Origin of the sequence: Atopobium minutum 10063974, assembly GCF_000364325.1 — a bacterium.
GTDB lineage: Bacteria > Actinomycetota > Coriobacteriia > Coriobacteriales > Atopobiaceae > Atopobium > Atopobium minutum.
In genome coordinates this window covers 1,369,305-1,392,743 of sequence record NZ_KB822533.1, presented here as the reverse complement: position 1 = coordinate 1,392,743, position 23,439 = coordinate 1,369,305, and the positions used below count along the sequence as shown (strand labels likewise).

At 48.4% G+C, this 23,439-nt stretch carries 20 protein-coding genes; 13 read left to right on the top strand and 7 right to left on the bottom strand.

Features of this window, described 5'->3' with window-relative positions; translation table 11 throughout:
* The first annotated feature begins 12 nt into the window (after window positions 1-12).
* The 9 genes from HMPREF1091_RS06450 (at window position 13) to HMPREF1091_RS06410 (ending at window position 8,511) form a co-directional block, all read left to right on the top strand.
* Window positions 13-2,133: a sulfatase-like hydrolase/transferase gene (locus HMPREF1091_RS06450; RefSeq protein WP_002564002.1), complete on the top strand. Its 2,121-nt coding sequence runs from the start codon at window positions 13-15 to the stop codon at window positions 2,131-2,133.
* 291 nt (window positions 2,134-2,424) lie between these two features.
* Window positions 2,425-2,817, top strand: coding sequence for a desulfoferrodoxin family protein (locus HMPREF1091_RS06445; RefSeq protein WP_002564001.1), 393 nt, complete (start codon window positions 2,425-2,427; stop codon window positions 2,815-2,817).
* Window positions 2,818-2,946: 129 nt separating this feature from the next.
* The gene (locus tag HMPREF1091_RS06440) at window positions 2,947-4,770 is read left to right on the top strand and encodes a nitrilase-related carbon-nitrogen hydrolase (protein ID WP_002564000.1); all 1,824 of its coding nucleotides are present in this window, start codon (window positions 2,947-2,949) and stop codon (window positions 4,768-4,770) included.
* A gap of 41 nt (window positions 4,771-4,811) precedes the next feature.
* Window positions 4,812-5,324 (top strand): crossover junction endodeoxyribonuclease RuvC, encoded by a 513-nt coding sequence (ruvC, locus tag HMPREF1091_RS06435; protein WP_002563999.1) that lies wholly within the window; start codon window positions 4,812-4,814, stop codon window positions 5,322-5,324.
* Window positions 5,321-5,953 (top strand): Holliday junction branch migration protein RuvA, encoded by a 633-nt coding sequence (gene ruvA / locus HMPREF1091_RS06430; protein ID WP_002563998.1) that lies wholly within the window; start codon window positions 5,321-5,323, stop codon window positions 5,951-5,953. The genes ruvC and ruvA overlap by 4 nt, the downstream gene beginning before the upstream one ends.
* The gene (gene ruvB, locus HMPREF1091_RS06425; RefSeq protein WP_002563997.1) at window positions 5,954-7,015 is read left to right on the top strand and encodes a Holliday junction branch migration DNA helicase RuvB; all 1,062 of its coding nucleotides are present in this window, start codon (window positions 5,954-5,956) and stop codon (window positions 7,013-7,015) included.
* Between the two features lies 1 nt (window position 7,016).
* Entirely contained in the window at window positions 7,017-7,412 is a 396-nt protein-coding gene (locus HMPREF1091_RS06420) for a hypothetical protein (RefSeq protein WP_002563996.1), read from the top strand.
* Window positions 7,413-7,597: 185 nt separating this feature from the next.
* A complete protein-coding gene (locus tag HMPREF1091_RS06415) occupies window positions 7,598-7,801 on the top strand; it encodes a cold-shock protein (protein ID WP_002563995.1) in 204 nt (67 codons plus the stop codon).
* Between the two features lie 194 nt (window positions 7,802-7,995).
* Entirely contained in the window at window positions 7,996-8,511 is a 516-nt protein-coding gene (locus tag HMPREF1091_RS06410; RefSeq protein WP_002563994.1) for a ferritin, read from the top strand.
* A gap of 208 nt (window positions 8,512-8,719) precedes the next feature.
* Here HMPREF1091_RS06410 and HMPREF1091_RS06405 read toward each other — a convergent pair whose 3' ends face one another.
* The gene (locus HMPREF1091_RS06405; protein ID WP_002563993.1) at window positions 8,720-9,391 is read right to left on the bottom strand and encodes an HAD family hydrolase; all 672 of its coding nucleotides are present in this window, start codon (window positions 9,389-9,391) and stop codon (window positions 8,720-8,722) included.
* A gap of 205 nt (window positions 9,392-9,596) precedes the next feature.
* Between HMPREF1091_RS06405 and HMPREF1091_RS06400 the strand changes: the two genes are divergently transcribed.
* Both HMPREF1091_RS06400 and HMPREF1091_RS06395 read left to right on the top strand, forming a co-directional pair.
* A complete protein-coding gene (locus HMPREF1091_RS06400; RefSeq protein WP_002563992.1) occupies window positions 9,597-11,027 on the top strand; it encodes a Sapep family Mn(2+)-dependent dipeptidase in 1,431 nt (476 codons plus the stop codon).
* Window positions 11,028-11,163: 136 nt separating this feature from the next.
* Window positions 11,164-12,573 (top strand): Sapep family Mn(2+)-dependent dipeptidase, encoded by a 1,410-nt coding sequence (locus HMPREF1091_RS06395; RefSeq protein WP_002563991.1) that lies wholly within the window; start codon window positions 11,164-11,166, stop codon window positions 12,571-12,573.
* Between the two features lie 186 nt (window positions 12,574-12,759).
* On the opposite strand, the gene HMPREF1091_RS06390 is transcribed toward HMPREF1091_RS06395, so the two are convergent.
* Window positions 12,760-15,168 carry a tetratricopeptide repeat protein gene (locus HMPREF1091_RS06390; protein ID WP_002563990.1) on the bottom strand — a complete coding sequence of 803 codons (2,409 nt, stop codon included), beginning with the start codon at window positions 15,166-15,168 and terminating at the stop codon, window positions 12,760-12,762.
* Window positions 15,169-15,289: 121 nt separating this feature from the next.
* Between HMPREF1091_RS06390 and HMPREF1091_RS06385 the strand changes: the two genes are divergently transcribed.
* Window positions 15,290-15,685, top strand: a complete 396-nt coding sequence (locus HMPREF1091_RS06385; RefSeq protein ID WP_002563989.1) for an ArsR/SmtB family transcription factor — start codon at window positions 15,290-15,292, stop codon at window positions 15,683-15,685.
* Between the two features lie 12 nt (window positions 15,686-15,697).
* On the opposite strand, the gene HMPREF1091_RS06380 is transcribed toward HMPREF1091_RS06385, so the two are convergent.
* Entirely contained in the window at window positions 15,698-16,975 is a 1,278-nt protein-coding gene (locus tag HMPREF1091_RS06380; RefSeq protein WP_002563988.1) for a DUF1015 domain-containing protein, read from the bottom strand.
* A gap of 87 nt (window positions 16,976-17,062) precedes the next feature.
* On the opposite strand from HMPREF1091_RS06380, the gene HMPREF1091_RS06375 reads away from it, so the two are divergent.
* Window positions 17,063-17,737, top strand: coding sequence for an HAD family hydrolase (locus tag HMPREF1091_RS06375; RefSeq protein WP_002563987.1), 675 nt, complete (start codon window positions 17,063-17,065; stop codon window positions 17,735-17,737).
* A 21-nt stretch (window positions 17,738-17,758) separates the two neighbouring features.
* On the opposite strand, the gene HMPREF1091_RS06370 is transcribed toward HMPREF1091_RS06375, so the two are convergent.
* The 4 genes from HMPREF1091_RS06370 to HMPREF1091_RS06355 form a co-directional block, all read right to left on the bottom strand.
* Window positions 17,759-18,799 carry an RlpA-like double-psi beta-barrel domain-containing protein gene (locus HMPREF1091_RS06370; protein WP_002563986.1) on the bottom strand — a complete coding sequence of 347 codons (1,041 nt, stop codon included), beginning with the start codon at window positions 18,797-18,799 and terminating at the stop codon, window positions 17,759-17,761.
* A 217-nt stretch (window positions 18,800-19,016) separates the two neighbouring features.
* Entirely contained in the window at window positions 19,017-20,948 is a 1,932-nt protein-coding gene (locus HMPREF1091_RS06365; RefSeq protein ID WP_002563985.1) for an ABC transporter ATP-binding protein, read from the bottom strand.
* Window positions 20,941-22,791 carry an ABC transporter ATP-binding protein gene (locus tag HMPREF1091_RS06360; protein ID WP_002563984.1) on the bottom strand — a complete coding sequence of 617 codons (1,851 nt, stop codon included), beginning with the start codon at window positions 22,789-22,791 and terminating at the stop codon, window positions 20,941-20,943. Before HMPREF1091_RS06360 ends, HMPREF1091_RS06365 begins: the two co-directional genes overlap by 8 nt.
* The gene (locus HMPREF1091_RS06355; protein ID WP_002563983.1) at window positions 22,791-23,243 is read right to left on the bottom strand and encodes a MarR family winged helix-turn-helix transcriptional regulator; all 453 of its coding nucleotides are present in this window, start codon (window positions 23,241-23,243) and stop codon (window positions 22,791-22,793) included. Before HMPREF1091_RS06355 ends, HMPREF1091_RS06360 begins: the two co-directional genes overlap by 1 nt.
* Between the last annotated feature and the right edge of the window lie 196 nt (window positions 23,244-23,439).

The window sequence follows — 23,439 nt, the reverse complement described above, 5'->3', positions numbered from 1 at the left end:
TATGGAACTTCAATGAACGTAAAACAAGACATCGCTACAGTTCATGACGTCGTAGCTAGGGTAGCTCTCCTTGCGTATGACGCAGTGTTTGTCCTCAGTCTGTTTTTGGTTTGGACGCTGGCGATACCTACGCCAGCTCAGGCCTATGTTGATCCTTCGGTCATGACCTACACCATTCAGGCATTGGCTGGTGTAGCCGTAGCTTTATCTGCAGTTATCGGTGTTATGTGGCGCCGCTTAAGACGCCATGCGATCAGGCTTCTCAAGATTGACGATAAGCGCGAGAAAGAAGCTGAGGTTCACTACTATGCAGATGGTGTAGTACCAGCAGCAGCTCAAATTGAGGCTGCAAACGTTGCTGCCAATCTATCTCAGACATCAAAGCAACCACGTATGAGCTGGATAAAAAGGTTGTTACTTGCGTTGATCCCATCGTTTGCATGCTCGCTGTCCCTACTGTTTTTCTCGCCGTTGGAAATGATTGTTGGTGCGGAATCTCAGCTTGCGTTTAAGACTGCCAGCGTGTGGGGCATTATGTTTCTTATTGCGCTTGGCTGTGGACTCGTGCTTGCGCTCATGCTCTCTGTCTTTTGGGGTAAGGGGTATGCTGCTTTGCTTACTCTCGTTTCCGCCTGTACGTTTGGCATGTTTTTGCAGTCCTTGCTTCTTAATACTGGATTGCCCGAAGCAACAGGTATTGCTGTGTTATGGGGTTCATTCAGGTTCCAAATGCTTATTAATGCTGTGATATGGGCACTTATTATTGCAGCATTCTTTGTGGTTGCCCACAAATTTAAAAACTTGTCCTCAGTACTTCAGCTCGCTCTATGCGTGGTATTAGTGCTGGTACAGACCGTGAGCTTGGTGGCTGGTGTTGTGGCAGCTAACAGCAACAATGATTCCGGGCGTGTACGCATGACCGAAGAGGGGCTCTTTACTGTTTCTAAAAAGAAGAACACCATCGTGTTTATCTTGGATACCTTTGACACTGAGGATATGTTGTGCTTACAAAGCGAGCAAAAAAATACGCTTGCAGCTTTTGACGGCTTTACCTTCTATAACAACTCAAGCGGCAAGATGATTCCTACGCGTTATGCTATTCCGTATTTGCTTTCTGGTGTGCAACCTACAAAGGATGAGACGTTTAGCAATTGGTGTCGCACTATGTATGATCGCAGTTCATTTTTGTCTGATATCAAGAATGCGGGCTATTCCATTGGCGTTTACTCCGATGATGGTTCGGTTCATTTTCCAGAGAAGCTCGCCGATAAGACTGTGAATATACATAAAATTGAGGGCGCTGATATTAATCCAAAGGGTGCCATTAAGGTTCTTACAAAATGCGGTATTTACAAAAGTGCGCCCTGGATGATAAAGCCATTCTTCTGGTTTTATCAAGATGAGCTTAATGAAAATATCGTTGATCAATCTCGTGTAGATCCCGCCAATGTTCCCTATGTAGAAAAGGATGGCGCTTTCCATGAGAAGCTTGTGGAAAGGAAGCTTTCGGCCAGCGATGAAGGTCAAAATGGTGCCTTTAGATTCATTCACCTTTTGGGTACTCACGCACCATATGTCTTAAACGACAAGGGCTTCCAAACAGGTAAGTCTGACATTGATGCCCAGGCGCGCGGTTCTCTCAAGATTGTTGCCGACTACATTCAGCAGCTAAAGGATTTGGGTGTATACGATAATACAACCATTATTGTGACTGCTGATCATGGTCGTTTTGACTTCACTGCTAGCTGGTGTAAGGACTTTAATCCCAAAGCGTTGGCGAGTGCAGGTCTTACTAATGGTGGTAAAGATATAGGCAGGACTACGTGTCCTATATGGCTTGTCAAGCCAGCCCAGTCTGCTCAAGAAGATGCACTTCCTTGCAAGACTTCTGATGTGCCTACAGGACATGAGGACTATGCAGCAACCGTTATCGATTCTGTAGGTGGCGACTATTCAAAGTATGGTACGCCTACCTGGATGGTTGGACCTGAACCGCGCGTTCGTACGTACTTTGAAACCATTCATAACGCAAGCGATAAGGTAGACATTGAAATACAAGAGTATGAAATTAGGGGAGACGCCAATAATTTTGACAACTGGAAAAAGACGGGTCAAATTTGGAGTCTCTTGTAGTGAGTGCTCAAGAGCTGTTTTGTCGGTCAGTGAGTAGGCTAAAAAGGCCATAAAACTAGCTCGTATAGATAGCTATAAAGGCTTTGTCGGTAGCACGGCAAAACCTTTTTTGTATGCTGAGCTACTGTGTTTGCAAAGCAACAGTCACGCCGATAAGGACATAGTTTATTATGTTAGTTGTGTAGTAACAATTTATTTTACAATGTTCAGATACAGCATCAGTCTTTAGGGAATAGTGTTGAATAAGGAGAAGCGCAGACAGCTGCGCGTACACTACGGGAAGGAAAAAATATGGCAGAGGCACGTTTTTATCACTGTAATCATTGTGGCAATGTTGTGACACTTTTGCATGCAGGTGGCGGCACTCTTAAGTGCTGCACCGATGGCGACGCTATGGAGCTTTTGGTTCCCAATACCACTGATGCTGCCACGGAAAAGCACGTTCCTACCCTAACCAAGGAGGACGGCAAGCTTGTTGTAACCATTGGTTCTGTAGAACATCCCATGATTGAGAAGCATTATATTGAGTTTATTGCTCTGGTAAAGGCTAACGGAGACACCATCATCAAGCATCTTAAGGCTGGCGATAAGCCCTGCGCTAAGTTCTGTGCACATGGCCTAGAGGGTGCAACGGTGTATGCATACTGCAATCTTCATGGTCTGTGGGCTGCAGACGTTGAATAAGCAGTTTTCACTGGGATAGGGTTTGCGGCTCGTACCTGTGGGTGCGAGCCGTTTTGTTTAAGACTGTGGTGTTTAGGTAATACTATGCACGGATATGATGAGTACAACTCAGGTAAGCAGGAGTTTTAGATGAAGATTGCCATCTCCCAGATGAGCACCCACTCAGCAGATTTTGATACCACCACTATCCGTATGATTGCCCAAGCACGTTTGGCTAAAAGCCAGGGCGCAGAGCTTATTGTCTTTCCTTTTCCAGCATTAACAGGACCTGATTTTGGCGGTATGGGTACGATCGATTCTTTTTCTCAATCCTTTGCTCTGGCGCAGATGGCGCTTGCTCGTGAGCTGGAAAAGATACAGATTTCTGCGGTGGTTCCCGTACTGGTTCCTGCATCATTTGGAACCTTTCAAGAAGTTGTGTGTATTAAAGAGGGTAAATGCATGCCCCTGCGCTATGCTTCTCATGCGCTAATGGCGCACGAAGGCCCAGGTGGATGGGCGCTTACTGCTGGACAAGAGATCATGGGCTTTGCACTGGATGATCTCAATTGCGCAGTGGTTTTTAATCAGGAACAACTTCATGCATTAGTGGATTCCCACACCGATATTGATATCTTGTTTTATCTGCAGGGCGGCTGCTTTACGGTGGATGATGAGAGTAGCGTTTTGGCGCCTGCCCTTTCTCAGGGTTTGTTTATGCAAGAGCTGTCCACACTTAATGCCTGGCTGGTAGCTGTGGGTGGCGTTGGCGGATACGATGATGTGGTCTTTGCGGGCGGTAGTTTTGTGATGGCTCCTTGGGGAGAAGTAGCAGCACAACTGCCCTGTTTTGAGGAAGACTTCTGCTTGGTAGACATTGACCCTGCTTTTGAGGGCCCTCTTGCACATCCCAAGCCCCTTGCACCGTACAACAAACAAGCCTTGTTGTGGGACGCGCTTACGCTGTCTCTTCGCGACTTTTTGCAGTTTGATAAGCGCAGACACGACGCTGTTGTAGCTTTGGATGGCAGTGTGGCATCTGCTGTTTTGGCTGCTCTAGCGATAGATGCCGTAGGTCCTACACGGGTACATGCTTTATTGGTGCACAGCCTAGATGATGCAGCTTTTCGTGACGCCAAGCAGCTTGCCCGCAATTTGCGTCTCTCCACCGATGAGCTGAGCGTAAAGGATGCAAGCATTGCTCTGCGCGCCCTCCAGCTTGATGCTGATGATCCTAGCATGGTAGACCTGCTGGTATGTGCTCGTTTGCAAAGTTTGGCCACCGAGCATTCTGCGTTGGTTTTATCGCCAGCCGATAAAACCGGTTTGGCATTGGAGGTACAACAGGGCGCACATGCGTATTTGAGTGTTGCAAACTATATGCCGTTTGGTGATGTGTATCGCTCTCAGCTGTTAGAGCTTGCGCGCTATCGTCAGGCGCAGTCCGCGGCATTTCCAGAAGCGCTGCTCAAGCGGTTTGTGGAGCCATCTTTGCATACCTGTCATTTTGAAGACTTTGAAGATTTGTCCGTATCAATGGGAAGAGAAGCACAGATCAATCTGATAGATTCGCTGTTGCGCTCCTATATTGAGCTGGACATGAGTGTAAATAGCATGGTAGATTCAGGTACGGATCCCCAGCTTGTGGCTGCACTGCTTGCATGTATGAACGCTCAAGAACTTGCTCGTCGTGCTTTGCCTGCGCTTGCCTGTGTTTCTTCTCGAACCATTATGCAGTGCTCGCGTCCCACCGACGCTGTTTGGGAAGATAGGTATCTTACAAAAGATGAGATTAAGCAGGTAGAAGACTTCTATAAGCAGATCAACGAGAGGCTCATTGAGTTGACGGGCGATACAGATCAGAATGCCAAGATCAATGAAGCCTTTGAGATGCTACGTGATGTTATCTCTTCTGTTACGCCTGATGCAAACGATGAGAATCGCTGGGGGACTGGTCCCTTTTCTAACAACTAGTGTGCTATCATAGAACGCATGTTCTAGTTTGAGGAGTGCACATGGTTATTTTAGGAATTGACCCTGGGCTGGCAAACACCGGTTGGGGCGTTATAGAAACGCGGGGTTCGCTTATGCGTGCTCGTGCGTATGATTGTGTGCATACAGATGCAAAAGATAGCTTAGACCATCGTTTGGGGCTCATCTTTAATCGTATTGGCTTTGCAATCCGTGAGTATAATCCGGATGCCGTGGCTATTGAGTCTATTTATTTTGGTAACAATACTAGTGCTGCTATCTGGACCGCTCATGCGCGTGGCTCTGCTATTGCTGCCTGTGCTTATGCGGGCATTACGGTGGGAGAATATACACCCATGCAAATCAAGCAAGCTGTTGTAGGTACTGGTGCTGCGGATAAACACCAGGTTACGTATATGGTTCGTAATATGCTTGCTTTGGATCATGATCCAAAGCCTGATCACTGTGCAGACGCACTTGCGGCAGCCGTGTGCCATGCGCATTCTGAGCGTACCTTGTTTTGTGCTCAACAAACCCTGCGAAAGGCAAATCTGTGATAGTTCAACTAACTGGCTCGCTTATAGAGGCAAGTCCTCAGGCATTCGTGCTTGATGTTAACGGTATGGGATATGAGCTGCGCTGTTCTACTCTGACAGCCGCGTCACTGCCAGCAGTAGGAACTGCTGGGGTAAGCGTACTTGCCCGTCTTATCGTCAGAGAAAATTCTATGACCTTGTTTGGCTTTGCCTCACGAGAAGAGCGCGCTTTGTTTGATTGCCTTTTAGCAGTGTCTGGCGTAGGGCCCTCTTTGGCGCTGTCTATTTTATCTACCTTTACCCCCTCTACCTTTGCTGATGTGGTAATTACAAATGATGCCACGCGCATGGCTACCATTCCGGGTGTGGGTAAAAAAACAGCGCATCGTTTGCTCATGGAGCTCCAAAATGTCTTTGCGTCCAATAAAGAATTGTGCGGCCTGTTGAGATCTTCTGATAGTACGGATGTTCAAGCTGCTTTGCCTCGCACAGATTCGTCCACAGAAGCTGATGCACAAGCCGCATTACTCGCCATGGGCTTTACACCCCAAGAAGTGGCGCTTTCATTAGAGGGCTATGAACAAGCAGCTGCTGCTACGGTAGAGCAAGTAGTGGCCTATGCATTGCGCAAGCTGGGAGGTAAGGCATAAATGTGGGAAGCAAATCCTTTGCAGGACTTGTTTGGCGATAAGTCCCAGCAGCTTGGAAAAGCTCGTCCGGTTACCGCAGAGCTTACCGAGGATGATCTGGAAGTAGACCGCACACTTCGTCCTAAAACGCTTGACCAATATGTGGGACAAGAGCGCGTGCGCGATAATTTGCGTGTCCTTATTGAGGCAGCTAAAACACGAGAAGAACCTTTGGATCATGTGCTTTTTTCTGGCCCTCCAGGACTTGGCAAAACTACTCTTGCAAATGTTCTTGCAAATGAGATGGGTTCAAAACTGCATACCACCAGCGGTCCTGCTATTGAGCGCACGGGAGATTTAGCAGCTATTCTTACCAATCTGGAAGCTGGAGATGTCCTGTTTATAGATGAGATTCATCGTCTTAATCATATGGTGGAAGAAGTTTTGTATCCAGCTATGGAAGACTTCTTTTTGGATATTGTTATTGGCAAAGGTCCAGCTGCTCGTTCTATTAGGCTCGACATTCCTAAATTTACCTTGGTAGGAGCTACTACCCGTACCGGTTTGCTTACCGGTCCACTGCGTGATCGCTTTGGCATTTCTTTTCGCTTGGACTATTACACGCCAGATGAGCTTGCAGACATTGTAAGTCGCTCTGCAGCTATTCTTGGAGTGACCATAGATAGCCAGGGGGCAGCAGAAATCGCAAGCCGTAGTCGTGGTACACCACGCTTGGCAAACAGGCTGCTCAAACGGGTACGTGATTATGCACAGGTGCGTGCAGATGGCATGATTACCTGGGAGGTAGCAGCTCAGGCCCTCAGCTTCTTTGAAATTGATGAGATGGGCTTGGATTGGATGGACGTTAAGATTCTGACAGCTTTGTGTAGTACTTTCCGTGGCCGTCCTGTAGGGCTTTCTACCATTGCAAGTGCCGTTGGCGAGGATGCTTCTACCCTAGAAGACGTGTATGAGCCATACTTACTACAGCGTGGTTTGCTCGTACGTACACCTCAGGGTCGTAAAGCAACCTATGCAGCATTTGAGCACCTATCTATGGAACTTCCTCCAGAAAGGGGATAGCATGCTGGAGCATGATTATATTCTGGAAGTTATAGAAACCTTTGTGGATACTGTGGCTTTTAGTTTGCGCGGCGCCTTTATTCGGCACAATCCTCAGGAAGCACTGCAAACAGAGCGGGCAGTAGCAGAGCTTATGGATTTGGATGCAAAAACAGCACTCTCTCTTTCTCCAGAATCCTTGGTCACTATGATGCACCTGTCTGGCATTGGTGATGCTACGGCTAGCTATGTAAGCTATACGCTGGGAAAACTTGCGGATGCCTATGAGCGTATGGGTGAGAAAGATAAAGGGGAGATCCGTCGTGCGCAAGCACGTGCCGTTGCTGTTGCCTTTGGCTGGCAGCTCTCTGATGTTCCCAAAGGCATGGAACTTATCGATGCAGATTTGAAGGACTAGGCATATAAAACACAACATTGCAGCATTATTTTCGGCTAACGGCATAATCGACCGTTAGCCTTTTTGCACTCATTTATGAGTCGATATAGAGTACACTAATTCTTGTGGCCATAAACGGCCATTTGTAGCGCGTGAAAACGTATGGTTTATGCTCCATGAGAGGGGCAAAGAAAGAAAGGCACGTCATGGCTCAGGGTACTGTTAAGTGGTTCAATCCAGACAAGGGTTACGGATTCATCTCTCGCGAAGACGGCGACGATTTGTTCGTACACTTCTCCGAGATTCAGATGGACGGTTTTAAGACTCTTGATGAGGGCCAGGCTGTCGAGTTTGACATCACCACTGGTCAGAATGGTAAGCAGCAGGCTTCCAACGTTCGCAAGGCATAGTTAGTCTTACATAGTCTTGTTAAGCTCGCATCTTTTGGGTGCGAGCTTTTTTGTGCTGCAGTACTGCGCTTTTGTTAGCTTGGGATGACATGCAGCTTGCGTGAAGTATGTTAGCCACCTTTCTAATGGGCATAAACAAAGCTGAAAACGCAAAGACCAGACGTTTTCTTTAACGTATCAATAGGAGGGGACATATGGCTATTGAGAAAAAAATTGGTGACGCGCTAAACGAGCAGATCAATAAAGAGATTTATTCTGCTTACCTGTACCTCACCTTTGCAGATTACTATGAGGGTCGCGGTCTTAAAGGCTTTGCAAACTGGTATATGATTCAGGTGGAAGAAGAGCTTTCACACGCAAAGATTCTCCGTCGCTATCTTTTGGACAATGATTACCAGGTAAAGATGCTTGCGCTTGCTCAGCCTGATAAAACCTTTACTGATGATATGGATCCTCTGCTTGCTGCTCTTGAGCACGAGCGCTATATTACCGCCTCTATTAATGAGTGCTATTTTGTTGCCCATGAGTTCCATGACTTCCGTACCATGCAGCTGCTGGATTGGTTTGTAAAGGAGCAGGGTGAAGAGGAGACCAATGCTTCTGACATGATCACCAATATGAAGCTTTTTGGTGGCGATCCTAAGGGTCTGTTTGAGCTTGATCGTGAGTACCAGGCTCGTACCTTTACTGCTCCCAATATGCCTATGTAAGGACTTAGATTTTGAGTTGGTAAGGCCTAAGGAAGCTTTAGTGGAAAAGCCTTACAACAAAGTGGTATGGCAAAGCCTTCGCATGATATCGTGCGAAGGCTTTATGTTAACAAGTCAGGACAATCAGAGTCAGAGGATACATGCGTACCTCAATTGTGCACGTGTTTTCTCGCACAAGGTAAGTCATTGGGGGAGTGGTTGTTGCGTGCTAGATCAGTAAATCCTGCCAGTCGTATAAGAAACAGTCACTCGCATCTTGAATTTCTTTAACATCTTGGATGGGGTCATCAGAAAAGACTCCCACTGTTGTACATCCAGCCTGCTTGGCAGAATTGAGAGCAGGCACGATGTCCTCAAATACAATGCAGTTGTTGGGGTCTGTATCGCACGCTTGCGCAGTATGTACGTAAATATCTGGATAATGCTTTGATTTACCCACCTGTTGTGTATAAACTATCTGGTCAAAGAGGCTGTGTATAGCTACACGAGGCTCTAAGGATTCAATCACTTCAGGGTTGTTACTGGTTGCAAGTGCTGTGTGTATGCCGGCACTATGCAATTGAGCAAGGTAGGACTCCACCCCTTTTCTAAGGGTAAGCCGGCTGGTATACATCTGTGTGGCTTGCTCAGTCCACTCAGCTACAATATCCGCGGGCTTCTCGTTAAGATTAAAGCGCTCAACCATGTAGATAGCGCCTTTGTTAAGGCCAAGTGCTGCAATATGGTTTGCCAGCTCAGGGGTCCAGGTAAGACCACGACGCTTGCAAAAGATGGAATCGATCTCATGCCAAATTTTGCCAGACAGCGCAATGGTGCCATCAAAATCAAAGATGGCAGTCTCAAAGTGATGAGTGGCAAGAAATTGAGCAGCAGCGGTCATAGTCTCTCCAAAACAATGATGAGTAGTGGTGGTGCGGCAAGCGCCATCAAGCGCCATCAGGCGTTAGCAAGTACTGTCAAGCGCTTCCAAGCGAGAATATAAATGAGTCTAAGCTATAAATAATCTCGTGGGGACAACAATTTGTGTGAGTCCTTGTGGTAAAACGAATTTACATACGATGCATGCTTATACGATGGGAGAAGCCATGGCAGATCAACAGCTTAAAGCGCGTGTAGACGCGTATGTGGATGAAGTTTGGGACAGCGTTGTTTCTGATATTGATACGTTGGTTCAAATTGAAAGCGTAGAGGATTTAGCTCACGCAACTCCCGATGCTCCGTTTGGCCCTGCTCCTCGCAAAGCATTGGACACAGCGCTTCATATTGCTCAGCGCCTTGGTTTGGGCACGGTTAACTGCAAGGGCTATCTGGGGTATGCACAGGTTGATGGTCAGGGCGACAAACAGATTGCCACCATTGCTCATGCAGACATTGTTCCTCTGGGCACAGGCTGGGATTTTGATCCGCTGCACGTAACACGCAAGGATGGCTATCTGATTGGTCGTGGAGTAGCAGACGATAAGGGTCCGCTCGTTTTGTCTTTGTATGCAGCAGCGTTTGTGCAGCGTGAGGCCCAGCGTACAGGCATTGCTCCTAGGCATACCTTGCGTGCGCTCATTGGTACCAACGAGGAGACCTCGATGGGCGATGTTGAGTGGTATTTACAGCAGTATTGTGAGCCAGATTTTCTGTTTACGCCCGATGCTGAGTTCCCGCTTATTTGTGGCGAGAAGGGCCGCGTACAAGGCGCGTTTTTCAGCCAGAATATTGCAGGACCGGACAGCGGAAATGTGCTGGTAAGTTTGGATGGTGGCACCGTGCCCAACGCGGTTTGCAGCCTTGCAGAGGCATGTGTGCGTGCAAAAGTATCAGAGCTGCCCACTGCGCAAGACATTGAGCTTGAAGAGCTTGGGAATGGCCTAGTGCGCATTGTAGCCCATGGCATTGGTGGTCATGCTTCCATGCCACAGGGTACGCGCAACGCCATTGGTGTTTTAGTAGAGTATCTGCTCAAAAACAAGCTCTGCAGTCCTTCTCAGCAACATTTTTTGGAACTTGAGCAAAAAATTATGGCTTCCACCGATGGCTCTTCTCTAGGCATTGACGCTACAGACAGGTTCTTTGAGCCTCTCACCTGCATTGGTGGTACGCTGCGCACTCATGATGGCCGCTTTGAGCAGACCATTGACGTGCGCTATCCAACCAGCACGGATGTGGATACCATGCGCCAAGTGTTAGAACCGCTGGCATTGGCACATGAGGCAAGCTTTGAAGTCCAGCAAAACATGGTGCCCTTTTTAACCGATCCAGAATCTCCCGAAATTCAAACCCTTGTAGCAACCTACAATGAATATACGGGCAAGAACGGCCGTGCGTTTACCATTGGCGGCGGCACCTATGCGCGTCATTTTAGCAAGGCGGCGGCATTTGGTCCCTTTGAGCATAATGCACAGCTTCCTGCTTGGGTGGGTCCGGAACACGGTCCCAATGAGGGAGTAAATGAACAAGAGTTTAAGCGGGCTCTCAAAATATACATTGTGGCAATCATGCGACTTATGGAGATTAGCCTCGATTAACTTCATAATTTGAGCTGCTTCGTGCCTATGGAGTAAAAATTTATGCCGCTTATAGACTCGTTTAAGCATAGACAGAGTGTATTGAATACAATCAGTACGGTATACATTGTTTAGCCAGTCTTTTGAAAGGGGCATCATGGCAGACGAACAGCTTAAGCAAGAAATTGCCGAATACGTGGATCGTGTTTGGGAAGATGTTGTTGTAGATATTGATAAGCTCGTCCAGATTGAAAGTGTCGAGAATATGGACGAAGCAAAACCTGGTGAGCCTTGGGGCCACGCTCCCCATGAGGCATTGGCAAAGGCCTGCGAGATTGCAAGTGATCTTGGCCTTGAGGCTCATGACTGTGAAGGCTACATTGGCTATGCAGATCTTAAGGGCGCACGTGAGGACTACATTGGCATGATCAGCCATGCAGATATTGTTCCTCTGGGCACGGGTTGGACCTTTGATCCTCTGCACGTAACTCGCAAGGACGGTTACCTGCTGGGCCGCGGTGTTTTGGATGATAAGGGTCCTCTGGTTTTGGCCATGTATGCTGCCAAGTACTTTATCGAGAAGGGCGAGGAGCTTCCGTACACCCTACGCGTCATCATTGGCTGCAATGAGGAAACCGCTATGCGCGACGTTGAGTGGTATGTAGAGAACTTCCCTCAGCCCGCATTCCTCTTCACGCCCGATGCAGACTTCCCTCTGTGCTATGGCGAGAAGGGCGGATACTCCGCACGCATTCTGTCTGACAAGGTAGCTGGCGGCAAGATTGTTGACTTTAACGGTGGTATTGCAGATAACGCAATTCCTAACCTGGCAACTGCTGTTGTGCGCGCTAACGTAGCGGATCTTGCGCCCACTGATCGCGTAAGTGTAGAGGACGCAGGGGATGGCCTGGCCAAGCTCACCGCTCATGGCATTGGTGGCCACGCTTCCAAGCCTGCTGGCACCATTAACGCCATTGGCCTGCTTGTGGACTACCTTTTGGACAATGATCTGTGCGATGAGGGCGAGCGTGAGTTCTTGGAGCTGGACCGCATTGTTCTGTCCTCCACCGACGGTTCTTCCATGGGCTTTGCCTCTGCCGATAAGTACTTTGATCCTCTGACCTGCATCGGCGGCACCATGCGCACCATTGATGGTCGCTTTGAGCAGACCATTGACTCTCGCTATCCCACCTCTATTACCAGTGCAGAAATTACTGCCAAGGTTTCCGAGCTGGCCGAGAAGCACCATGCTACGGTAGAGTGCTACCTGGATATGGTTCCTTTTGTAACCGATCCTGAGTCCGATGCTATTCAGACGCTTATCAATACCTATAACGAGGTAACCGGCAAGCAGGCTAAGCCCTTTACCATGGGTGGCGGCACCTATGCACGTCACTTTGCTCGTGCCGCAAGCTTTGGTCCTAATGATCCTGATTGGGAGTATCCTGAGTGGGTACACGGTGAGCACAGCGCAGACGAAGGTGTGTCTGAGGAGCTTATGAAGCAGTCCTTGGGTATCTATATTCTTGCCCTGACGCGCTTGATGAAGCTTGACCTTACCGCTTAAGTTGATCGTATCGCTTAAGGTTTTGTCTTATCGAGCTTCTGCTTGTTCAGATGTAGCTCAAACGTGAGGCACGGCTCAAGCGTGCTTTGCAGTATAGCGAGCGATAAAACCGGGTTGTCCTTCAAAGGGCAGCCCGGTTTGTTATGATGGCTTTGCTATGAGAGGGACTAAGCAGGTAGCTTGGTATTAGGAGCGCTGCGCATCTGGAGCATGCTCAAGCGAGCGGTCAATATCAAAGAGAACCTCGTCGCTTTCCAGGTTGGTAAGGTTGTTCATGACATCACTTGCCAGTTCAAAGAGCTGTTCATCCACGGCTATACGTGCAATAATGCGCAGTGATGCGTGGATTTGCTCGTCAACGTCTGTGGGGATGTTGTTTTCCTGCAGTAGTAAGTCAATGTCATTGAGCTGTACGGGCTCATAGCTATCCTTGTACTCTTCCATAAGTGCTTTGAGTTCAGCGGCTGCCATATCATGAGCGGTAGAGGCAAACTGTAGTGCTTTGGAGTAACAGGCATCTGCTACCCGTGGCTTATTGCGTTTCCACATATAGGAGCCTAAGCGGTATAAGCCAATACCCATACTATCGCCCGAATATGCATAGTGCAAAAGATTTAGCAGTTCAGTAAAGGCTCCGGGCTGATCTCCTCCTTGTTCCAGTGCACCCGCAAGCAGGAGTCGTGCACGGACATCATAGGGATTGAGTTCAAGACAGCTGCGAGCAAACCCAATGCCCTGTTCAAGCTGACCCAGATGCACGGATGCGCTGGCATACATGAGCAGGCAGCTGTAATAGGCCATGGGAACAAGACGCACTACAGGACCGTTGTTGTGTGTGGTGGCACTACGATTAAACAAGGCACGCTCGGTATAGGTTTCAAAGTGGCGCCACACTACCTCAGAGCTAGATTCATAGCTCTGAGCAGCCTTGATAGAGCTAAGAAGTGGTCCTAAGAGTTGGCAGGTTTTTTCATAGGAACCCTGCGTAAATAAGGCAAATGCTTTTTCTCGTGTACGGGACGGCTCATCACCATAGGTAAATTCTTCCAAAATGGCATGATAGTCTTGAGCTTCAAGCGCTCCATCAATAAGTTTTGAGGCGGTGCGTTTAGCGGCCTGGGTCGCTGCGTCGTTGGAGCTACTTGTAAGCTCGTCTTTGTTTGTGGAAGACGCGAGTTCCATAAGTGCGTGTACGTGTTCAGTTACCGTGCTACCCAGCTGTATGCCCAGCTGGTCTGCTTTTTGTTCCAAGGCGGCGTGTTCGTTAATACCAAAATCTGCCACCGCTGGAGCACCTAAAAGCTCTGCGCTTTTCTCGTCCAGCAAACGGGTGGAAAGCTCGATGGAATCATAGCGTTCTACAGGGCAGAAGAGGGTATCTTCGATAGCAAAGCTTTGCTTACAAGAAGCAAGCCAGCCATCTTTGAGCGTGATGGAGGCACCACATTGCTGGTAGCTTTCTTGTAGCTGGGCAAGAGAGTGCGTGTTAACGCTAGCAAATGCAGCGCGGGTAAAACACACGCTGTAGCGGCAGCTTCTTGTGGTAGCGCTGTTAATAATGCCTGCAACATATACCTGTTGCACCGCAGGATCGGCATCAAAGGCAGCGCCAGCGGCTAAGATACCCAGGCGTAATGCATAGGCACTGGCAGCGGCATTGCGCATATATTGGGATGTGGGCAGGATCTTATTAAGGTCAACAGACCAGTAGCTTTGCGGCATGGCAGCAGGTGGCGTGAGCTCAATTTCCAAGGCCACTGCGCCACGAGCAACATTACTGCGCATCAAGCCAACAAAGCGATAGGGCAAAATCCAGGTTTCAAACCCGTAAGAGACAGCTTCACGTACAGCCCATTCGTGTGCGAGGTTGGGGTTGAGAGGGGCCTTGGTATCCTTCTTGGGATAGCTGTTATCAACACGCTGCTGGCAAATGGCGTCCGTAATGGCCTGTGTATAGCTGTAAATTTCTTGCTCGGTTAGAGCCGTTAACTGTGCATCTGCTTTGGTGGTTGCCATAAGCATGCGATTCAGCGCTGCTTCAATGCGGATGATGCGCTGCCGTATGAGGTAAGGAACAGGAAACTCCTCAATGCGCAGGTAGACCATGCCAGTATGGTGCAACATGATAAGCCGCATGTGTGGCCAGCGGGGTTGCTCGCCAGATTCAGGGGTGTTTGCGGGAAGCTCTTTTGTTAGATCAGCCTCTTCGAGCCAACGAGCAAGCAGCTGTTCTGCTGCACAGGGCATAAGGTTGTTTGCAGGGTCTGAACTGGCCTTTTGCGTACGATCGAGCACGCCTGTATAGTAGAGTTTAAGCGCATCAATGAAGTTGGGTGCAGCGTTAAATCCGCGGTAGAGCGCATAAATGTTAAAGCTGGTATCAACGGTGGCGCTCTTTTGCGAGGTGGTATCTGTAGGAACCTCTGTCTGCTTTTTGCTGGCGGATGGTTTGCTTGTAAGTCCAAACGCATGAGACAAACCAGACAGTACATCGCGACCGCGCTCAAACGCATTTTTGTGTGCTGCCGCTATGTTTGCCTGTGAAGAAGTTTGTTTGTTGTGTTGTGGCTCAGAGCCGTTTTTCCTGTGTTCCACATAACCTCCTGTCTTTTAGAGTACCCTATCAGACGGACATAATTCATCGGTTTTATGTGATGGGCACCAGACAACAGGTACTTTGGAAAGACGAGCGAGAAATCAATTTGAGGATGACATCATGACCAACCACACATCTACTAATGATACCAATACTACTAATGACAGCATCACGTATGAGCTGTCTGACTACTGCGCAAACGATGATGTGGTCTATGCAGCTACGCAGATTTTTGATGCCTTGTCGGACTTTACACGGTTTCAGATTTTGTCTGCCCTGGGAACACAGGAGCGTTCGGTATCCGAGCTGCAAGAAGCAGCACATGTAACGCAGTCTGCCATTTCCCATCAGTTGCGCCTGTTACGTGATCGTGGGGTGGTGGTGGCTCGTCGCGATGGCCAGCGCATGATGTATTCGATTGCCGATGAACATGTGGTTACACTTTTGCGCGTTGGTTTGGAGCACGCAGCAGAAGACATTATGCCTGATGGCCAGCTTGAGGAGCCCAGTGCTTAATCGTGCGCTTAGCTAGATGTGTCGCATAAACAGACCGCTGAGCAATTTTGGCTCAAACCAGGTCGATTTGGGAGACATGATCGTTCCCGCATCCGCTATGGACATGATTTGCTGTGCACATACTGCCGCGGGCGAGAAAACCACACCCTTGGTTGTTTGTGCTGCTTCTTGTAGTTCTTGAGTGCTTACCATCCCTCCGATAAAAGAAATGCGCGGATCTTTGGTGGGATCGTGTATACCCAAGATGGGTGCAAGCACCAAGCGCTGAAGCAAGTCTTGTGCGGTGCAGGTGGGTGTGTACGTGTTGTTAAACTGACGTAAATCAAGCTCATACCAGTTGTTGTCCACAAACATGGGCACCCGTAAATCTTGCGTAGTTTGTGATTGGATGCCGGTTTTGGCGGCACCAGTGCTTTTGGCGGTAGCAGCAGCTTTGATGCTATCAGCGGTTTTGGCTACAACAGGAATGCCAGCCTGTCTAATTTTTTCTCGGAGTGTAGAGGTCGACATGCCGTTTGTGTCATGTATCAGACGATGGTACGGCAGGATAGTCAGATCCTCAGCAGAAAAGAGCACCGCTAAAAACTTGCTGGAGAGCGCATCTGTGCGCTGGGGTGTATCGATAGCCCTATTCAGTGCTACGGCAGCTGCGGCTCTATGATGGCCATCGGCAATATAGGCGGTGTCAATCTGTTCATACAGCGCGCAAAGCTTGGCTATGGTATCGGGGTGGTCAATGCGCCATATGCTATGGTGCACGCCGGTTGTATCGATAAAGTCATACAAAGGCTTATCGGTAAGAGCTGCATGTATGCTGTGTGTAAGGGATGGGTTTGCGCGATGCATCATCAAAACAGGGCTGGTTTGCAGTGAGGTAGCTTTCATAAGCTCAAGACGGTCTTGCATCTTTTCTGGACGGACAGCTTCATGCTGTTTAATGCTGCCCTTGACGTACTCATCCACAGATACTGCACCCACAAGACCAACTTGACTATGGCCCTGTACGCTCAAGCGCCAGACATACAAACAGGGGGTAGCGTCTACCAAAAGTGTGGAGTCATGCAAGCGCTGTTCAATGATATCGTTTGCCTTAGCATATACCTCAGGGGCATAACGTGTGTACTGTTCAGGAAAATTTACTTCAGGCCGGTCAATGGTAATAAAAGAACGGAGATGCTTTTGTGCCCACTCACGTGCTGTTTTGTGCGTAAACACATCATAGGGTGGCGTTACAAAATCTTTTACGAGCTCCGGGGAAGGGCGCAAACAGCTCAAAGGGCTTAGGTGCATGGGTAACTCCTTTATTTCATAGCTTCTTAAGCATACACGCATGATGTGTGTTAGGGTCATACTACAAACAATTACTAAGGAGTACCCGTGACTGTGTATTCAACCCATACCTTTGCTCAGCGCAGTTTTGTCCTTTTTGATTTTGATGGCACGCTTGCAGATACCAAGGCCGGTTTGGTTCGCGTGGCACGTCAGGTTCTATCCGATTTTGGCATGTCTGATGCAGAAATTGGCGATGCCTCTCGTTTGGTAGGACCTCCCTTTCCAGAGGCATTTTCATTGGTATATGGCTTAAGTGCTTCAGATGCTGCACGAATAACCAAGGCGTTTCGTGAGTTGTATGACACGGTTGGTCCGCAGGATTTTCCTCTGTTTCCTGGTGGAGAAGACATGCTGCAAGCTCTTAAAGCTGCTGGCAAAAAACTGAGCATTGCAAGCTCCAAGCGAGAAACACAGGTGGTACATATGCTGCACCAACAGGGCGTTTTTCATCTGTTTGATGCCATTGCAGGTAAACAGGATGACAACCAGGGCGCAAAGCCCTTTGTCATTGCTCGTGCTTTAGAAAAGCTTGGTGCTTCTGCCGACAATACCGTGATGGTTGGAGATCGTAAATACGATGTAGAGGGCGCTCATAAGTTTGGCATTCCGTGCGTCTGTGTGTTATTTGGCACAGCGCCCGAACAAGAACTTCTTGATGCCAAGGTAGATGCCTTGGTACATTCTAATAAAGCCTTGACTGAGTTGTTACTTGGTACCTAAGCGGGCAAGGCGTCGTGTAAGTTACACCACGCGGTAGCTTACGGTACCTACGCCATCAAACCCAAGGGCGCTGGCAACAGCAGGCTGTAAGTCAATTTCACGACCAGCAACAAAGGGGCCACGGTCATTTACAACGGCTCGAACCGTGCGTCCGTTATAGCTAATCTCAATAGTGGTTCCCAAGGGCATGGGGCGCTTCATAGCAACGCCCATAGAGGTAGGAGTTACTATATCGCCAGAAGCAGTGGTTCCCCACATAAAGCCATCGTCATTGCCATAGACAGAGGCAACAACAGATTTCCAATCACTACTAGCGGTCGAAGCGCTGGTAGAGGGGGTAGGATCAGTGGAGTTTGAGGCACTGCCAGAGCTGCTTGAGTTGTTTGAGCTATTGGAAGAAGCATTGGTGCTGGAGCTATTTTGAGTGCTGGTGGCAGCAGTTGCAGCAGCACTTTGAGCTGCGGCGGCTTGCTGCGCTTCCCATTGCGCCTTGGCCTGTGCCGCACGCTCCATCGCACGCTGTTTTGCAACTTTAATGGCTTCCTGAGCTGCACTTTGAGCTGCGGCAGCTTCTTTAGTCTTAGCTGCTACCGAACTTTGCTGTGTTTGAAGTGCATTGCGTGTTTGCGTAAGCTGCGATTCCATTTGTACCAAGGCTTGGATTTTTTCGTAATTGGAATCATTAATGGCATTGATATATGAGATGGTGCTTAAGAAATCACTAAAGTCATGTGACGATAAAATCAAGCCAATGAGGTTGGGCTGGTTTTGCAAGAGCTTGTAATTAAGACGCACTGCCTGTGCGGTATTCTGGCGAACCTGAGGTAGGGCATCTTCGAGCTCTTTGAGTTTAGACTGATTGGTTTCTATCTTTTGATTAAGATTGTCCAACTCCTGCTGGGCTTGAGCATATTTCTCGTTTGCCTCAATAGCAGCATTTTCTAGGGTTTCGAGACTCTCTTCTGCCCGTGCTACCTGGGGTACCATGGCGCAGATGAGGGTAGTGCACATCAGTACTGAGAAAAAACTGCGTGCTACGCGCTTGCTCGTATATCCCTTCATGCTCCTCCAAAACAACGGGGACAGATGCTGTGTACCTGTAGCTTTGTGCTTGGTATCGCATGCTCAAGGCACAAAGACAAACAAGTGCAGAGCTACTATTTTAGCGGATACCTTGTAATACGGGTATTTCTCCATAAAAATGCACTCGTTAGCACAAGCCAACGGGTGCATGAGGATCTAACGGGACTATGCCGTAGTTACCAGAAGCGCATGGAGCTTATTCAAGCTCAAAAGCACCGGTATACAGCTGGTAATACGTACCGTGAGCTGCGATAAGATCATCGTGCGTACCACGTTCGATAATGCGACCGTGGTCCAAAACAATGATGACATCGGAATTGCGTACCGTGGATAGACGGTGTGCAATAACAAAGGTGGTACGCCCTGCCATCAAAGCATCCATACCGCGCTGCACAATAAACTCTGTACGCGTGTCAATGGAGCTGGTGGCTTCATCCAAAATCATGGCAGGTGGATCTGCCACTGCCGCGCGAGCGATGGACAAGAGCTGACGCTGACCTTGGGAAAGCTGAGCGGCATTATCGGTAAGCATAGTGTTATAGCCATCGGGCAGACGACGGATAAAGGAGTCCGCGCCTGCAAGCTTAGCAGCACCAATGCACTCATCGTCGCTTGCGTTAAGACGGCCATAGCGGATATTGTCCAGAACGGTACCGGTAAACAGGTTGGTATCCTGCAGGACCATGCCCAAAGAACGGCGCAAATCTGCCTTTTTAATCTTATTGATGTTAATGCCGTCATAGCGAATACGACCGTCAGCAATGTCATAAAAACGGTTAATGAGGTTGGTAATGGTGGTTTTACCCGCACCTGTAGCACCAACAAACGCAACCTTCTGACCCGGTTTGGCATACAAAGATACGTCATGCAAAACCGTGTGGTTGGGGCTGTAGCCAAAGTCTACGTGGTCCAAGACAATGTCGCCAGCAAGGGGGGTATAGCTCAGTGTGCCATCGTGATGAGGGTGCTTCCAGGCCCACATATCGGTGCGCTCGGGGTACTCTACCAGCTCGCCCTTCTCGTTTTTGCTGACATTGACCAGTGTTACATAGCCTTCGTCCTCCTCGGTTGTTTGATCGAGAAGGTCAAAGATACGTGCTGCACCTGCAAGGCCCATAACAATAGAGTTAATCTGACCAGAGACCTGTCCTATAGAGGAGGTAAAGTTTTTGGTAAGCGACAGGAAGGACACGGCAATGTCAATGGTCAGTGCTGCTCCAGAGATGGATGGAGAGGGTAGGCCATTGACAATAAAGAAGCCTCCTGCCAATGCTACCAGTGCATAGGCGAGATTGCCCAGGTTAAACAAGATAGGCAGCAGCATATTAGAAAAAATGTTTGCAGAGCGGGAAGCCTGATAGAGCTTCTCGTTAACCGCATCAAAATCTGCCTGTGTGGCCTGCTCGTGCGTAAAGACCTTGATGACCTTCTGTCCCGTCATGGCTTCTTGAGCAAAGCCCTCTACCTTTGCAAGGGATTTTTGCTGAGTTAGGAAGAAGCGTGCTGAACGCGTACCCAGCGCTTTAACTACTCCCACCATGATCACGATAATAACCAGCACAATAAGCGTAAGGGGAATGGAGTACCACAGCATAATAAACAACACAGCACCCATGCTAATGGCTGTGGTGATCATGCTGGGCAAAGACTGACTAATAAGCTGGCGCAGTGCATCTACATCGTTGGTGTAGTACGACATGATGTCGCCATGCTTGTTGGTGTCAAAGAAGCGAATGGGCAGGTCTTCCATGTGGTTGAACATCTTATTACGGATGTTCATCAACGTACCCTGGGTAAGGGTAGCGAGCAGCTGTGCTTGAATGCTTGCAGCAATCAAACCTGTGGCATAGACAGCCAATAGCGTGAGGGCAATCTTTGCAACTTCTGGTTGTGCTGCCTCCCAATTCCCACTGGGGAAGTAGCGAGCAACAACAGCAATGGCTTGCTGCATAAAGACAGCAGGAATTGCAGCTGTTATTGCAGAAACAATAATACAGAGAAGGATGATGCTGGACTTGGTGGGATAAAACTCAAAGAGCATCTTGATAACGCGACCAAAGCTACCCTTTTTTGGAGCTGTGTGTTTGGTAGGAGCTTCAGCAGTCTGCTGGGTTTTCTCGTTAGCCATGGATCTCATCCTCCTTTCCAGAAGCATCGTCGTGTGTTTGCGCGGTGCTCATCCTCTTGTCGTGCGATTCCTTATTTTGTGAGGTATAGGTCTCGCGGTAAATGTCATTGGATTTGAGCAGCTCATCGTGGGTGCCGATGGCATCAATCTGGCCATCACGCATAACAATAATGCGATCCGCATCCTCAATGGAACTGGTGCGCTGAGCGATAATGATCTTGGTGGTTTGTGGGATAAAACTGCGGAAGCCTGCTCGAATAAGCTTGTCGGTTTTGGTATCTACAGCACTGGTGGAGTCATCCAAAATCAAAATCTTTGGATTCTTGAGCAAGGCACGAGCAATGCACAGACGTTGCTTCTGACCGCCAGAAACATTGCTACCGCCCTGTTCGATGTAGGTGTTGTACGTGTCGGGGAACTGCTGAATAAACTCGTCCGCTTGGGCAAGCTTGCAGGCGGCAACAAGTTGTTCATCGGTGGCATCGGGGTTGCCCCAGCGCAGGTTTTCTGCAATGGTGCCAGAGAACAAAACGTTGCGCTGCAATACAACGGCTACCTGGTTGCGTAGGGTGTCCAGGTCATACTCGCGCACATCGTGTCCGCCAACAAAGACGGAACCGCAGGTAACGTCATACAAGCGGCTAATAAGCTGGATGAGCGTGGATTTTGAAGAACCGGTACCACCCAAAATGCCAATGACTTCACCCGACTTGATGTGCAGGTTAATTCCCTTAAGAGCCATGCGCTCTGCTGTTTTAGAATACTCAAAGTCCACGTTATTAAAGTCAATGGAACCGTCTGGAATCTCAAACAAGGGATGTGCGGGGTTGGTGAGGTCGCTCTTCTCGATAAGAACCTCGCAGATGCGGCGTGCGCTTTCTTCGGACATGGTAATCATGACAAACACCATGGATAGCATCATGAGTGCCATGAGCATAGAGAAACCATAGGTGATAAGAGCGCTCATCTGGCCAACACCAAGATTTTGCCCCTGCGAGCTTACAACAATCTGAGAGCCAACGTATACAACAAACAAGTAAATGACGTCGATCGAGAAGTTAAAGAGAGGAGAGGTCCATGCCAAGATACGCTCTACATGCATAAAGTCATGGAAGAGATTGCCCGAGGCGGTATTGAACTTCTGTTTTTCAAAGTCTTCACGCACATACGACTTAACTACGCGGATACCAGAAACGTTTTCTTCCACCGACTCATTGAGGGCATCGTATTTCTTAAAAATCTTATGGAAGATGGGCATGACGTAAAGGGTAATGCGGAAGATAATAAATCCCAGCACAAACGCCACTACTATGTACAGGGCAGCCATGGGACCACCCGTTAAAAATGCCATGATAATGGCAAAGATGCCCATTAAAGGACTGCGTACTGCCAGGCGGATCATCATCATGAACGACAGCTGCACATTGGTAACGTCTGTTGTAAGACGGGTTACCAATGAGTTTGTAGAGAAGCGATCGATATTGGAAAATGAGAATTTCTGGATTCGTGCAAAGATATCATGACGTAGATTGCGTGCCATGCCAGCCGATGCTACAGAACCCGTGTAGCCAGCAGCACCGCCAAAGGTCAAAGAAACCAGGGCCATGCCAATAAGAATACCAGCATAGTGGGCAATAACGCTTAAATCTGCACCGGTAGAAATGATGTTAATGAGCTGGGCCGTCACAAAAGGAATAGAGACTTCTACTACAACTTCGCCCAGAACGAGTAGCGGAGTAACAAGAGAGACCGTTTTAAATTCGCGAAGGCTCTTGCCGATAATGGACACAATATCGCGAAAGCTCAGATTTTTTGCTGTACTGCCAAGGGTGTTTTCTGCCATTAGCTCTCCTTTCTATTCCAGTTGGTAATGATCGTCATAAGGGTATTAAGGAGCTCTTCTTGTTCTTCTTGGGATAGGAACGAGAGAGCCTGTTGTTCAAATTGCTTACGATCTTCCATGAGTTGGGTTGCTCGTTGTATTCCCTGTTGGGTGAGAAAGACTTCAAACTGGCGTTTATCGGTCTCAGATTTAGAGCGCCGTATATAGCCCTCATCCTCTATCTTGCCAAGCACCTCTGAAAGTGAGGCAGAGGTAATACTCATGGCTTCCTGCAGATCTCTTTGTGCCATATGATTGTCATGACGATAGAGCTTGGTAAGTACATGATCTCTACCAGCGCGTCCACCACGAGAGAAATACATATAGTGACCAAGTGAGCCAATACAAGCAAGAATCTTACGCGTAGTTTCCCAATCTGAAGGAGGAACCCAAAGCGGTTTATCCGTATTCATAGCTACCTTCCTTTTTTATTGTCGCGTAATTTTATACCCCAGAAAACGTGATTGCTAGGTCCCTTCTAAATAATTACAAGGAACCTAGCAATCTTCACATTTCCAGAGAGACAAGAAGAAGGCGCTGCATATATCAGGATATTCATATCCTATGCTTAGCAGGCTTTTTATGGTGCATAACCATTGTAAGTTGTAA

Bases quoted from the DNA above. Each gene is read 5' to 3' on its own strand.
- HMPREF1091_RS06445 (WP_002564001.1), top strand. From the start codon at position 2,425: ATGGCAGAGGCACGTTTTTATCACTGTAATCATTGTGGCAATGTTGTG.
- HMPREF1091_RS06405 (WP_002563993.1), bottom strand. From the start codon at position 9,391: ATGACCGCTGCTGCTCAATTTCTTGCCACTCATCACTTTGAGACTGCC.
- HMPREF1091_RS06395 (WP_002563991.1), top strand. From the start codon at position 11,164: ATGGCAGACGAACAGCTTAAGCAAGAAATTGCCGAATACGTGGATCGT.
- ruvB (WP_002563997.1), top strand. From the start codon at position 5,954: ATGTGGGAAGCAAATCCTTTGCAGGACTTGTTTGGCGATAAGTCCCAG.
- HMPREF1091_RS06370 (WP_002563986.1), bottom strand. From the start codon at position 18,799: ATGAAGGGATATACGAGCAAGCGCGTAGCACGCAGTTTTTTCTCAGTA.
- HMPREF1091_RS06420 (WP_002563996.1), top strand. From the start codon at position 7,017: ATGCTGGAGCATGATTATATTCTGGAAGTTATAGAAACCTTTGTGGAT.
- HMPREF1091_RS06355 (WP_002563983.1), bottom strand. From the start codon at position 23,243: ATGAATACGGATAAACCGCTTTGGGTTCCTCCTTCAGATTGGGAAACT.
- HMPREF1091_RS06450 (WP_002564002.1), top strand. From the start codon at position 13: ATGAACGTAAAACAAGACATCGCTACAGTTCATGACGTCGTAGCTAGG.
- ruvC (WP_002563999.1), top strand. From the start codon at position 4,812: ATGGTTATTTTAGGAATTGACCCTGGGCTGGCAAACACCGGTTGGGGC.
- HMPREF1091_RS06360 (WP_002563984.1), bottom strand. From the start codon at position 22,791: ATGGCAGAAAACACCCTTGGCAGTACAGCAAAAAATCTGAGCTTTCGC.
- HMPREF1091_RS06410 (WP_002563994.1), top strand. From the start codon at position 7,996: ATGGCTATTGAGAAAAAAATTGGTGACGCGCTAAACGAGCAGATCAAT.
- HMPREF1091_RS06440 (WP_002564000.1), top strand. From the start codon at position 2,947: ATGAAGATTGCCATCTCCCAGATGAGCACCCACTCAGCAGATTTTGAT.
- HMPREF1091_RS06400 (WP_002563992.1), top strand. From the start codon at position 9,597: ATGGCAGATCAACAGCTTAAAGCGCGTGTAGACGCGTATGTGGATGAA.
- HMPREF1091_RS06385 (WP_002563989.1), top strand. From the start codon at position 15,290: ATGACCAACCACACATCTACTAATGATACCAATACTACTAATGACAGC.
- HMPREF1091_RS06365 (WP_002563985.1), bottom strand. From the start codon at position 20,948: ATGGCTAACGAGAAAACCCAGCAGACTGCTGAAGCTCCTACCAAACAC.
- HMPREF1091_RS06415 (WP_002563995.1), top strand. From the start codon at position 7,598: ATGGCTCAGGGTACTGTTAAGTGGTTCAATCCAGACAAGGGTTACGGA.
- HMPREF1091_RS06380 (WP_002563988.1), bottom strand. From the start codon at position 16,975: ATGCACCTAAGCCCTTTGAGCTGTTTGCGCCCTTCCCCGGAGCTCGTA.